The following is a 12,020-nucleotide window of genomic DNA, read 5'->3' on the forward strand; positions in this document are numbered from 1 at the left end:
TCCGAAAACTTCCTCCCGAAATTTGAACGCCTAACTTTCTTTTCAAAAATTTTTCGAAAAAAAATTTGCGCAACTCAAAAGTTGCATATATATTTGCAACCATCAAGTTGCATATTTCGATCGTGTATGAAAGGAGATATATTTCAGGCTATTGCGGACCCTACGCGGAGGGCGATCCTCGTGTTGATCGCGACGCAGTCCATGACGCCTAATGCCCTGGCAGAACATTTTGATACTTCCAGGCAGGCGGTTTCGAAGCACATTAAGGTACTCGCCGATTGCGAACTGCTGACGCAGAACAAAGTCGGGAGGGAGATTCATTATTACTTCAATCCGGTTAAAATGAAAGAGTTCGACCACTGGTTGACACAGTTCAAAAAACACTGGGAAGACCGTTTTAATCAATTAGATCAACTTTTAATCAACCTAAATTCCGATTCCAATGAAAAGTAACCTGTTAATGAATTTTTCGGTAGACAAGGAGAACAACCGTGTCAATGTAGAACGTGAATTTGCCGCCCCAGTGGGGAAAGTATGGGCAGCCTGGACACAAAGTGAGCTGCTCGACCAATGGTGGGCGCCGCGCCCATGGAAGGCACGCACGAAATCGATGGATTTCCGCGAAGGCGGCACCTGGCTTTATGCGATGGTAGGTCCCGAGGGCGAAGAGCATTGGGCAAAACTCGATTACAAGACGATCAATCCGGAGAAAAACTTCTCGGGTATCGACGCATTCTGTGATGAGAACGGCAAGCTCAATGAGGAATTCGCGCGGTCGACCTGGACAAATACTTTCACAGAAGCCGATGGCAGCACAACAGTTTCCGTCGTGATTCAGTATGACAAATATGAAGACATCGAGCAGATTATGCAGATGGGCTTCAAGGAGGGTTTCACGATGGCCCTGGGTAACCTGGACGAGTTGCTGGAAAAGTAATTAATGCATTTCATCAACAAACAGAAGTTATAGGTTGGCGCTAAGTACGTCGGGAATATAACCGGCGTGGTTTAGAGAATAGTCTGGATAGTATGAAAAAAGTTGGGCGTAGTTTCTAACTACGTCTGAGCGAGTGCCGGCCTCCGACCGGCTGGTGCAATGTCGATTTTGATGTTGCCTACTGGTCAGAGACCAGTTGTCGCTCGGACGTAGTCGGAGACTACGCCTAACTTTTGCGACTACGTCCAACTTTTGGCTACGCCAACTCTTTTCTAAACCTTTATTCCTGGGCGGTTACTTCCTTCCTGGCCACCATGTAATAGACCGGGATCCCCAGTAACACAATGATCAATCCCGGCCAGGTGTATTCAGGTTTATAGATAATCAGCAGCACGCAGAATGCGATACCCATAATAATGTAAATGATAGGCAAAAACGGGTAGCCGAATGCCTTGTAAGGCCGCGGCGCGTCGGGGCGCTTTTTCCGGAGAATGAATATCCCGATGATGGTGAGCATATAAAACACCACTACCACGAAGGAAATCATATCCAGCAAGTTGCCATACTTGCCGCTCAGCGCCCACAATGAGGCGATCACGCATTGCAGCCAAAGGCCGATTTCCGGCACGGCATTCTTATTCAGCACACCTACTTTTTTGAAAAACAGTCCGTCTTTCGCCATCGAATAGTACACACGTGCGCCGGACATGATCAGGCCATTATCACAACCGAAGGTGGAAATCATGATCATAACCGCGATCACGATCGTGCCGGAATTACCGAAAATAACGTGTGAAGCGGAAACTGCTACGCGGTCTTTGTCCGATGCGGCGATTTCCTGCAACGAGAGCACGCCCGTGTACATGACGTTCGTGAGCACGTAAATGACCGTCACAATGATGGTTCCCAATGCCAGACTAAGGCCGATATTGCGCTGCGGATTTTTGATTTCACCGGCGATGAATGTCACGTTGTTCCAGGAATCACTGCTAAAAATAGACCCTACCATCGACGCGGCAATGGCGCCGAATGCAGCGATAGTAGTATAGGACTCGATGCTGCCGTCCGGAGCGAGTTTGTGCAGGTCCCACATCCCTTCACCCCAGTTGGCGGCCCATACTTCCGGTTTCATGTAAATCAATCCGAAAACAATGAGGCCGAGAAGGCTGAGAAGCTTCGTTAAGGTGAATGTGGTCTGAATGATCTTTCCGCTATTCACACCACGTGTATTCGTAAACGTCAGCACCACAATGACGACAATAGACAGTAACTGGGCGGGACTTATTTTGAGAAAACCGAGATCCAGCGCGACGAGGTCTTCACTGAATTGCGGGATCAGGTAAGCCGTGAATTTGGCAAATGCCACAGCTACGGCGGCGATTGTGGCGGTTTGAATGACCGTAAAGAAGCTCCAACCGTACAGGAAACCGATCAGCGGATTATATGCTTCTTTCAAATAGATATACTGACCACCGGCCTTAGGAAACATCGCGCTTAGCTCGCCGTAGCTCAATGCGGCTGTGAGCGTCATGAAACCGGTGATGAGCCACACGAACATCAGCCAGCCCACACTGCCCGTATTGCGCATGATGTCGGCGCTGACAATAAAAATGCCCGATCCGATCATACTGCCGGCAACGAGCATGGTGGCGTCAACAAGACCCAATGAGGGCTTGAAAGAGGTGTTTTCTTGTGGCATAAAGGGTAATAGGTTATTAGGTCAGGTTTTAAACTGTGTAAACTACGAAGTATTTGGACTACTCACAATATCCCGCCCTCTCCACTCGCTAAAATGGCCCTAAAATGCCTCTTTGTCCGACTTGGGCAACCCAATTACTGGTACCGCTCCGGATCGTAAAGCGCCACATCCACGGAAGGTTTCATACGTTCCGCCAGTTCGGCCACGATTTTACCGGTTCCCGGTCCAAGGCTTATACCCATCATTCCATGCCCGCCGGCGACAATCAGGTTGCTCAGTTTTTTGGAATAACCCAAATACGGCAAGCCATCAGGCGAGCATGGCCGGAAGCCATACCAGATGCGGTCCTTTTGCGGAACGGCTACATTCAACTCAGGGTAATATTGCGGGATGGAGTTAACAATCCCCTCTACCCTGTTCATATTGATCCGGTTGTTCAACGGCGCGAGCTCCATAGTACCGCCAAAGCGCACCTGCCCGTTCATAGGCGTCACGGCAACGCGGGCTTCGAGGAGCAATGCGGGGTGAATAACAGGATATGCTGAATTAGGCTCCATGAACGAGTAGCCTTTGCCTGGCATTACCGGAATGGACAATCCGGCTTGTTTGGCCAGTTGTGGAAGCCATGAACCGCCGGTCATCACCACCAGATCGCCTTTGAAGGTTTTGGCAGCCGTTTTGACTCTTTTGATTTCGCCATTTTGAATATCGAAACCTGTTACTTCTGTGTTTTTAACGATTTCAGCGCCGAGATTCTGAATGCTTTTGATCAGACCAGTCACCAATGCTGCCGGGTACAAATGTGCGTCGCAACGATAATGCACTGCGCCGGCAACGTCCAGTTTAATGCCCGGTTCCAATGCCTGTACCTGCTCGCGGTTGAGCATATCGATATCCAGGCCCAATTGCCGGCCCTGCTTGCCCACGTGAATCTCCTCTTCGCCGGTTTTGTCGGATTTATAGAGCATTAATATACCCTTCTCTTCAAGCCCGAAGTCGAGATTTTCGTCGCGGACGAGGTCCTCGTAAAGTTTTTTACTTAATAAATGATAATCCCTGAGATGCGGGGCCGCACGCTCGACATTGGCTTCGGTAGCGGCTTTCATGAATTTCAAGCCCCATGAAATCAGTGAAAAATCAAGGGATGGTTTTACATAAAAAGGGCTCCGGCTGTTGAACATCCATTTGATACCCTTCGAAACCATGCCCGGGGCAGCGAGCGGGATAAAATGGCTCGGCACGATCATACCCGCATTGCCGATAGAGCAATTGTCGAACAAATCGCCCTTGTCGAGCAATGTCACTTTCCATCCGCTTTTAAGCAAATAATAGGCCGAAGCCAAGCCCGAAATTCCGCCACCAATGATGACCGCGCTGCCTTTTTTTGTAGTCATTTTAACTTAAAACTTTCAACCACTCTAAACTTTCAACTCTGAACGCTCAACGCTATATCACCTGAAACCCGAATGCATAAGGATCTTCCTCGTCGTCAATGAAGATGGTATTGTGGCCGGTGATCACAGCCCAACCTTCGATGCCGGGGATCATTGCGGGTTTATCGCCGATGGTCGTTTCTTCTTCTACGGTGCCAATGAATTTGGAACCTATAATGCTTTCGTGCACGAAACGGTCGCCCTTTTTAAGCTTGCCCTTCGCGTGCCATTGCGCCATACGCGCGGACGTACCGGTACCGCACGGGGAACGGTCGATCGCCTTGTCGCCGTAGAATACTGCGTTGCGCGCGGTGGAGGTCGGGTCTAATGGCGCGCCGGTCCAGAGGAAGTGACTCAGGCCTTTGATATGCTCGTTTTCGGGGTGAACAAACTGGTATTGCTCGTTCATCCGCTGGCGGCACACGCGGCTCCAACTGATCAGTTGGTCTGCCGTGTGGTTTTCAATGCCTTTGAAATTCTCCTGTGGATCCACGATGGCGTAAAAGTTGCCCCCGTAGGAGACATCGACAGTCAAAGTTCCCAGGTCGGGACATTCCACCGTCAACTTTTCGGCTGCGAGGAATGATTTGATATTGATCAGCTTGACGGACTTCACCTTCCGGCCTTCTTGTACATATTCCACCAATACCAGGCCTGCCGGCGTTTCAAGGCGCAGCTTACCCGGAACTTTGGGCGTTACCAGCCCTTCTTCAATGGCAATCGTAACCGTACCAATCGTTCCGTGGCCACACATAGGCAGGCAACCGCTGGTTTCAATATACAATACACCAATGTCGTTCGCCGGATCGATGGGCGGGTAGAGAATGCTGCCACTCATCATATCATGACCACGTGGCTCGAACATCAGGCCCTTGCGGATCCAGTCGAATTCCCTCAAAAAATGGAGCCTGCGCTCCATCATGCTGTTGCCCTCAAGGAGCGGCCCGCCACCTGCGACTACGCGGACGGGGTTGCCGCAGGTGTGGGCGTCGATACAGAAAAAAGTTTTACGCATAAAAGCTCCCGGGCTGCATTTACAGCGCCGCTTTGGTTATTTCGTTATCCACCGTCCGCCAGATTCCAAGCGGGTTGGCGTTTTTCAATTCGTCAGGTAAAAATTCGTCGGGCCAGTTCTGGAAGCTCAACGGGCGGGTAAACCGCTTGATCGCGTCCGGACCCACCGATGTAAACTGGCTGTTGCTCGACGACGGGAATGGCCCGCCATGGTGCATCGATTTGCACACTTCGACGCCCGTCGGGAAGTTGTTGAAGATAATGCGGCCGCATTTGTTCTGAATGGCAGCCACCAACCCGCGGTGCGAAGCCAGATCTTCGCTGGTCGCCAGCAATGTAGCCGTCAGTTGACCGTGCAATTTTTCGGTAACCGCCAGCACTTCTTCCGCATTCCGGCATCTGACGATCAATGCAAATGGTCCGAAAACTTCGGTTTGCAGTTCATCATTAATCAAAAAGTCGACGCCCGAAACGGTTGCGACGGTCGCCGCACCCTGGCCGTCGGCAGCTTCGGTAGCAGCTACTGCAACCAACTCCACCCCTGACTGGCCGATCACTTTTTCGCGATTGCCACGGTAAGCAACTGCAATACCGGCATTCAGCATTGGCGCAGGGAGAATATTGACGATCTCCTGGTTTAATGCTTCGATGAAGTCATCCAATGCAGGATTGTCCTCTGTGATCAGCAAACCGGGATTTGTACAGAACTGTCCAACGCCCAATGTCAATGAGCCCGCATATTGTTTTGCAAGCTCAGCACTCGCAGTGCTTAGCTTGCCCGGTAAAAGGAACACAGGGTTAATGCTTCCCATTTCGGCAAATACCGGAATGGGCTCCATACGCTTACTAGCAACTTCTACCAACGCCAATCCGCCACGGTTCGAACCTGTGAAGCCAACGGCCTTGATATCGGGATGGGCCACCAACGCCTGCGCTTCTTCGATGGTATCCGTAAAAATATGCGCAAATGTTCCTTCCGGAAAACCGCTTTTCGCCACCCCGCGACTGATGGCATCTGCCATGATCTGCGACGTTTTCGGATGGCCGGGATGCGCCTTCACCACTACCGGACAACCTGCCGCGATCGCGCTGGCCGTGTCTCCGCCCGCAGTCGAGAATGCAAACGGAAAGTTACTCGCTCCGAAAACCGCCACAGGACCTAATCCTACATTCGTTTTGCGAATATCGGGCTTGGGCACAGCACGTTGCGGATTGGCGGTATCGATACTTGCGTCGAGCGAATACCCCTTTTCAACCGCATCGGCATAGCTTCTCCATTGGAACACCGTCCGTGCTTTTTCGCCGTTCAGACGTGCTTCGGGCAGGTTGGATTCCGCCATGGCCGTCTGTACGAGTTCCGGACCGAGTGCTTCAATCTCGTCGGCAATCGCGTTCATCAACGCAACCCGGCGGCGCAATGCGTAGGCGTTCATTGCTACGAATGCCTCCCGGGCTTTTTCAAGAATAAGGTCTAAATCGGACAATTTCATAATGAATGGTTTTGACAAAAACAGAACAATCCTAGCCTCGAAATCTAACGACCATCGAAGGCTTTTTTGTCAATATTACGGCATTTGGTCATGTTACGACCATCGTGGAGCCGTTAATTGCGATGCGTTACGCAAATGTTGCGGTGCGCTGCACCTACAATTATTACGGCGCTCTGCGTCTTTCGCGTATGGCGATGTGCAGAGCACCGTAATAATTGTGGAATGCGTAATTATGCCACCGAGGTATCGGCGGTCAGATTCAAATAATCGGGCAATTCAGGCTGCGTAGCAATGGCCTGATCGATGATCGCGAGCACTTTCTCGCGCTCGGCACCTTGAAGCGGCAGGCGCGGTGCGCGTACAAATTCTGAGCCGATACCCATTTTGGCGGCGGCCAGTTTGATGTTTTGTACCAGTTTGGGATGAATATCCAGTTCCAGTAAGGGCAGGTACCAGCGGTAAATCGCCAATGCTTCTTTATACTGACCTGCTTTTACCAGGTTGAAGATCGCTACGGTTTCTTTGGGGAATGCATCTACGAGGCCGCCGATCACACCGTCGGCACCGAGCATTACTTCTTCCATGATCAATGTGTCCACACCGCAGAATACACGGAAACGGTCGCCAAACTTGTTAAACAGGCGCGTAACATTGCTCACATCGCGGGTCGATTCCTTAATGGCGTGAACATTTGGAACTTTCGCGAGTTCTTCGAACATAGCCAGCGTTACCTCGATTTTGTAATCGTAAGGATTATTATAGATCATGATCGAAAGCGAGACGCTTCCGGCGATGGTCTTGAACCAGTTCACAGTTTCATCGTCGTCGGCCTTGTAACGCATCGGCGGGAGGATCATCAGACCGTCGGCGCCAATGCTTTCGGCTTCCTTCGCGATACTTATCGCTTCGGCAGTGGATTGTTCGGCGATACCGAGTACCACGGGCAGACCAGCAGGAAGTGCCTGTTTAGCATATTTCACCAGCTCCATTTTCTCGGCGCGGGTGAGTGTGCTGGCTTCCCCGAGCGAACCACCAACGATCACTCCGGTAATACCTGCTTCAACCTGCGCTTCGAGGTTCTTGCCGAACAGCTCAAAATCAATTGTATCATCTGATTTGAATGGCGTCACCAACGCTGGGAAAATGCCAGACCATGCTTCTTTGTTCATATCCTGCTTATGTTAAAATTTTAGTCCAAAATTAATCCATGCGTCCATGCGGATATTCACATGTTTTAATCAATTCCTTACATATTTTAACATACTCCCCAAAATCGTCTCAAAGCTTGTTTTCGACGAACACCACCTGCGCCCTGTCGGCCTTTCTGATCTTTTTCAGGAAATCGACCCAGGCCGCAAAATCCTTCGATCCGTAGCGTCCGCCGTTCATTACCACTTTCCTCGCGCAAATGAGCTTGTTGTTCTCATAGGTTGTTTTCAGTTCATAACTACCGAATGCGGAAGCAATCTGGAATGCGGGTAATGTGGTTTCCAATTTATAGCTGGCCGGAACTTCGTAAGATACGGTATCAAGATCGGTAAAGTTGTACTCCGAAACAGGCAGGTAGAAATCGGTCGTGCGGTCGGTGGTAGCCGGCAACTCGAATGGCCGACTCAGCAGGCTCGGCTTGATGAACAGGCGCGTACCCGTTTTGGTAGCACAGTTACGGACGTTCAATGTCAGCTTTTCGGTCACCGACGGTTCAGGTTCCGCACCTTCCGCAAGCTCGAAGTGGTTCAAATCCATACTCGGCAGGTTAATATGGCTTACCAGCCATTTCTCCTGCTCTTCCTTGGTGCGGTACTGGATCAGTTGCACCCGCGGCTCGTGCTGCAAGCCCGTGTACCGCGACCGTGCCTCGATCTGGCCGTCACCCGTTTCGGTCAGCTTCACACTCGCCCGGCTTTCCTTCACATTCTGCGGCGCTTTGTAATCCGGCGTCATCACCAGTTTTCCGCCGGTGGGCAATACCAGCAATGCCGGGCGGCTGCCGGTGAAGCTGCCCATGAAGTTGGGTTTCGTGTTGGGACTTGTGCATTCGAGCCACACGGTATCCTTTCCCGCAATTGCGCAGGCGATCACGTGGTTGAATTTGCTGCTCGGGAAATCCGGCTTGATCTTCGCTTCTTTCCCGGCGCGGATCAATGCGGCGCAGGCTGGCACACCGGCGACTTTCAGCGCGGCGAGGGTGAAGTTCGTCAACGCTTTGCAATCGCCGTAACCGGTTTTGGAGACCGTCATTGCGTCGATGGTCTGCCATCCTCCTATCCCCAGCTGAATGCTCACGTACCGCGATCGTCCCTGCATCCATTTGTAAATCCTATCTATTTTCTCCCGGTCGGACTTGGCACCTTTGATCAACGTTTTCACTTCCTCCTGCATATTAGGGGGCAAAATATCCCGGCCCGCATTCAATGTGTAGTAAAAGCGGCTCAGATCTTCCCAGGTGTTGAAATTCCCTTTGTAATCCTGCACCTCGAAATCCGAAGGCGCAGTAAATACCAATGGAATCCGGTCGTAATGCGGTAATGGGTACGCATCGTCTGACCGGGGTCTGGCGTAATCTTTCTGGGTCCATTCATAAATATCCGAACCTTCGGCGTCTTTCGATTTCTTCACCGCCGGCGCACCATTGCATTCCTGGTACCTGAATGCAAAACCGGCCGGTGTCTTAACCCTGAAATAGGAATATTCCACCGCCGAACCCTCGGCCGGGGCGGGCGTCCAGTCGGGGAAAGCCATCATATTCCGCGTGCGTACTTCGGTGATAAACTCGATGGTATAAGGATACGGGTAGCTCTTCTTGCCAAAACTGGCAGTCTTCACCCGGTTATCCGAAATATCGTCCCCGGCAGTGCCATCCCCGCGATCGTCGATATCGGAATTCTTAAGACGCTTCACCACCTTGCCGTTGGCATCGTACAAAGTCCCCGACAGCTCGGTCAGTTTCCTGAACTTGTCGTACCACTCCTGCGTCGATCCGTACTGGTCTTCTCCTTTTTCATTAAAAATAGTGACCACCAAACGGTTGCGCTGGACACCCTCGGCCTGTGATTTGATATCCCAGAACAATTCGTCGACGCGGATCACCGCATCGGCATCTTTCGCAAGCGCCGGGCTGATTTTCGCGACGCTGTAATCGGTCTGGGCCAAAACGGGCGCCGATCCCGACAGCGCGGTACATATTATAGTTTTCCAAAAAAGTGACTGAAACTTTTGCATGAAACGGGGGGTGGTATTAGATGGACTTCTTTTTGATCACCAGCGGCTGGGCATGCTTCTGTACGACACGCTCAAAAAATTCTTTCAGATCCGCATATTCTTCGGGCATGAAGCGCGTCCGGCTCACCTGTACCATGCTGTTGACCTGGATCACATTGCCCACCTGGCGTACCTGGTAGGAGAACTTACCGCCTTTGTCAGGCAGCATAATGATTTCCGCCTTGGGCATTTCTTCCAGTGCATATCCCTCGGGGAGCGTGAAATTCCCGATAAATGAGTTGGATATACCGGTGGCCAGATCGATCGGGTAAATGCGCTCCTTCGATTTCAGCGGGTTCTTGACCCACCGGCCGGCCATGATCGGGTTGAAATAGAATACGCCCGGCGACGCATTCTCGTCTTCGATCTCAAAATCGCAGCTCACATTCACGGTACCTTTGTAATCGTCGGCCTTGTTTTTGATCGCCAGGTTCTGGATTTTCCATTCGGGAACTGTTTTTTTCAATACATCCTGGTACACATTATCCGCCTGGGCAGCATAGGCCGAGCGCCAGTCGAGTGCCTCGTAGCCACCGTAGGAAATGCTGTAACTACCTTTGATCACGCCGTCCTCGGGCAAAATATTCGCAGTGATCATTTCCAGTTTGCTATCCGAGTCGACCGGGTTGATCTCCACAAACCGGCCCACGCCTTTCTTGGGGATCAGCCTTCCGTAACCATTCAATGCACGCTCCGGAAGCAACCCCGGCTTCGCAAACGGTTCCGACGCATCGAGGAAGTAGGTCTTCTCGCCGATTTTCGCGTGCGCGATCACATAATTGAACCCTTCGAGCATCGGGATATGCTGGTGCAGGTAACCGTGCGCGCGGGTACTGAGAAGGATCGGGTCGCATTCAAGGCCCAGCTCCCGCAGCAGCACCGTCAGCATGAGGTTAATGTCGCATGCATTACCCTTACGGTTGTCATAAGCTTTTTTAATACCGTCTCCCGAGTAAAGGCCCGAGGTGCCATCCCATTTCATATGTCCCTGCACGTGCTTGTAGGCGAGCGTCATACGTTCCAGCGGGTCGGTGGTTGTCTTCGCTATTTCATCCCGGACTTCCTTCAAAAAACCGCTCCGTCCCAGTTCGACGCCAAACCATTTGGCTTCGTCGAGCGTGCGGTCGACATTCTCCCAGGTCTGTGAATAATTCTTATGGATCTGCCCCGGCACATTCACGCTCGCCAGCTCGAAAGCGATTTTGGAAAGGTAATCCATTTCAGTGGTGATGAACGGCTCGTTCACGAATGCGGGCGCATCTTTCACGACAAACCGGTAGGATATTCCCGGACCATCGAAGCTCGCATGCCCTACACTCACATTCACCGGCTCCTGCTTGTTCATATGGAGCGCAAGAAATCCGCCCATCGTCATTTTATAGTCCAGGAAATTGGGAACGACGATATTGTAATCGCTCCATTTAATGGGGACCGAGCTCTGGAACGTCCACGTTTTCGGTTCGGTACGCACGTTGAACGGCGAGACCAATGAGTACGAGTACTCGATCACCGAACCTTTTTTGACGTTTGCAAGGTTAAACTTGGTAGTACTGTGGTAGTCGGTGGACTTCTCGCGACGGACGGCTTTACGTTCCAGCTCGGTTTTCACGATCTGGTTGTTTTCCAGGTTGTAGGTGTAGCCTTTCAGGTCTTCCACCCATTCCTGTTCCTTGTAGCTCTGGCCCTCGTAATAAGGAATGCCCACCGAAGCCCGATCGAGCGCCGATTCTTTAAGGATTTTAATCCTGACCCAGATATTGGTGGTCATGAGCAGGCCTTTGAGGTTGTCGTAGCTGAAAGTCACTTTACCATAATCGTAAAGTACCACGGCGTCGGCGGTACTGTCGCCGGGATAAGCAGTCATTTCAAGCGAAGCACGGTCGATCAGACCCAGTTTGGGTTTAAAATCATCTTGTGCGAAAGCATTAAAAGTGAAGAAAAATAACAGGAAATGGATGGACAAAACATTCCTGCGGCACAGACCGGACAGTCTGATAGGAAGTAAAGAGTTAGTCATGAACAAGTAGATGAGGAGTAACAAAATTCATGCATTATCGTACAGTTATTTCGATTTTCAAAGAAAATTTTATCACCGAAACGGGATTTTTTTTCACTTAGGTCGAAACGGGCCGAATACGGATTTTAATGCCTAATTTTGACACACAAAGCGGCATGCAGTGTTGCAT

The 12,020-nt window shown here is 51.1% G+C and carries 9 protein-coding genes; 2 read left to right on the plus strand and 7 right to left on the minus strand.

Annotation, left to right across the window (positions count from 1 at the left end):
- Nucleotides 1-126: 126 nt before the first annotated feature.
- Both BMW93_RS10230 and BMW93_RS10235 read left to right on the plus strand, forming a co-directional pair.
- The gene (locus BMW93_RS10230; protein WP_090375143.1) at nt 127-453 is read left to right on the plus strand and encodes a helix-turn-helix transcriptional regulator; all 327 of its coding nucleotides are present in this window, start codon (nt 127-129) and stop codon (nt 451-453) included.
- A complete protein-coding gene (locus tag BMW93_RS10235) occupies nt 443-937 on the plus strand; it encodes an SRPBCC domain-containing protein (protein WP_090375144.1) in 495 nt (164 codons plus the stop codon). Before BMW93_RS10230 ends, BMW93_RS10235 begins: the two co-directional genes overlap by 11 nt.
- Before the next feature lie 280 nt (nt 938-1,217).
- On the opposite strand, the gene BMW93_RS10240 is transcribed toward BMW93_RS10235, so the two are convergent.
- The 7 genes from BMW93_RS10240 to BMW93_RS10270 all read right to left on the minus strand — a co-directional run bounded on the left by BMW93_RS10240 (nt 1,218) and on the right by BMW93_RS10270 (nt 11,851).
- The gene (locus BMW93_RS10240) at nt 1,218-2,636 is read right to left on the minus strand and encodes an APC family permease (protein ID WP_090375145.1); all 1,419 of its coding nucleotides are present in this window, start codon (nt 2,634-2,636) and stop codon (nt 1,218-1,220) included.
- A gap of 134 nt (nt 2,637-2,770) precedes the next feature.
- Entirely contained in the window at nt 2,771-4,030 is a 1,260-nt protein-coding gene (locus BMW93_RS10245; protein WP_090375146.1) for an FAD-binding oxidoreductase, read from the minus strand.
- Nucleotides 4,031-4,082: 52 nt separating this feature from the next.
- On the minus strand, nt 4,083-5,084 hold the full coding sequence (locus BMW93_RS10250; protein ID WP_090375147.1) for a 4-hydroxyproline epimerase: 1,002 nt from the start codon (nt 5,082-5,084) through the stop codon (nt 4,083-4,085).
- Between the two features lie 19 nt (nt 5,085-5,103).
- Complete coding sequence (locus BMW93_RS10255; protein ID WP_090375148.1) at nt 5,104-6,573, minus strand: aldehyde dehydrogenase (NADP(+)); 1,470 nt, start codon at nt 6,571-6,573, stop codon at nt 5,104-5,106.
- Between the two features lie 230 nt (nt 6,574-6,803).
- Nucleotides 6,804-7,742, minus strand: a complete 939-nt coding sequence (locus BMW93_RS10260; RefSeq protein WP_090375149.1) for a dihydrodipicolinate synthase family protein — start codon at nt 7,740-7,742, stop codon at nt 6,804-6,806.
- 109 nt (nt 7,743-7,851) lie between these two features.
- The gene (locus BMW93_RS10265; RefSeq protein WP_090375150.1) at nt 7,852-9,795 is read right to left on the minus strand and encodes a DUF3857 domain-containing protein; all 1,944 of its coding nucleotides are present in this window, start codon (nt 9,793-9,795) and stop codon (nt 7,852-7,854) included.
- 16 nt (nt 9,796-9,811) lie between these two features.
- Entirely contained in the window at nt 9,812-11,851 is a 2,040-nt protein-coding gene (locus tag BMW93_RS10270) for a DUF3857 domain-containing protein (RefSeq protein WP_143061629.1), read from the minus strand.
- Nucleotides 11,852-12,020 lie beyond the last annotated feature (169 nt).

Source organism: Dyadobacter sp. SG02 (assembly GCF_900109045.1).
GTDB lineage: Bacteria > Bacteroidota > Bacteroidia > Cytophagales > Spirosomataceae > Dyadobacter.

What these genes read in the sequence shown, in the direction of transcription:
- BMW93_RS10270 (WP_143061629.1), bottom strand. Translation starts at nt 11,851, where the DNA reads ATGACTAACTCTTTACTTCCTATCAGACTGTCCGGTCTGTGCCGCAGG.
- BMW93_RS10255 (WP_090375148.1), bottom strand. Translation starts at nt 6,573, where the DNA reads ATGAAATTGTCCGATTTAGACCTTATTCTTGAAAAAGCCCGGGAGGCA.
- BMW93_RS10240 (WP_090375145.1), bottom strand. Translation starts at nt 2,636, where the DNA reads ATGCCACAAGAAAACACCTCTTTCAAGCCCTCATTGGGTCTTGTTGAC.
- BMW93_RS10235 (WP_090375144.1), top strand. Translation starts at nt 443, where the DNA reads ATGAAAAGTAACCTGTTAATGAATTTTTCGGTAGACAAGGAGAACAAC.
- BMW93_RS10250 (WP_090375147.1), bottom strand. Translation starts at nt 5,084, where the DNA reads ATGCGTAAAACTTTTTTCTGTATCGACGCCCACACCTGCGGCAACCCC.
- BMW93_RS10245 (WP_090375146.1), bottom strand. Translation starts at nt 4,030, where the DNA reads ATGACTACAAAAAAAGGCAGCGCGGTCATCATTGGTGGCGGAATTTCG.
- BMW93_RS10265 (WP_090375150.1), bottom strand. Translation starts at nt 9,795, where the DNA reads ATGCAAAAGTTTCAGTCACTTTTTTGGAAAACTATAATATGTACCGCG.
- BMW93_RS10230 (WP_090375143.1), top strand. Translation starts at nt 127, where the DNA reads ATGAAAGGAGATATATTTCAGGCTATTGCGGACCCTACGCGGAGGGCG.
- BMW93_RS10260 (WP_090375149.1), bottom strand. Translation starts at nt 7,742, where the DNA reads ATGAACAAAGAAGCATGGTCTGGCATTTTCCCAGCGTTGGTGACGCCA.